Source organism: Saccharothrix sp. NRRL B-16348 (genome assembly GCF_001280085.1).
In the GTDB taxonomy this organism is placed as follows: domain Bacteria; phylum Actinomycetota; class Actinomycetes; order Mycobacteriales; family Pseudonocardiaceae; genus Actinosynnema.
In genome coordinates, this window is sequence record NZ_LGED01000135.1 from 1 (window position 1) to 307 (window position 307).

Consider the following 307-nt stretch of genomic DNA (forward strand, 5'->3'; position numbering starts at 1 on the left):
GTTGTTCGACGGCGGGCTCGGCGGAGTGATCAGCCATGGCGTCACTGTGCACCATGGCCTGTCGGGTTGCCACGGCCTGCGCTCCCGGCGTCAGGGGGTGGTTTCGGCGGCCATCTCGCACCACACGACCTTGCCGCCGGGTTCGGGGTTCGCACCCCACCCGGTGGTCAGCTGCTGGACGAGCTGCAGGCCCCACCCGCCGACGGTGGCGGACAGCCGGGCGCGCGGCAGGACCGGGCTGCCGTCCTCGACCTCGACCCGGAGCCGGCGCGCGTCGCCCGCCAGCCGGATCACCGGGATGGTGGTC

At 73.9% G+C, this 307-nt stretch carries 1 protein-coding gene; it reads right to left on the reverse strand.

Going from position 1 to position 307, the window contains the following annotated elements; all coding sequences use genetic code 11:
• Positions 1-90 precede the first annotated feature (90 nt).
• On the reverse strand, positions 91-307 hold a 217-nt coding region (locus ADK67_RS14435; RefSeq protein ID WP_231648183.1), incomplete at its 5' end, for an ATP-binding protein.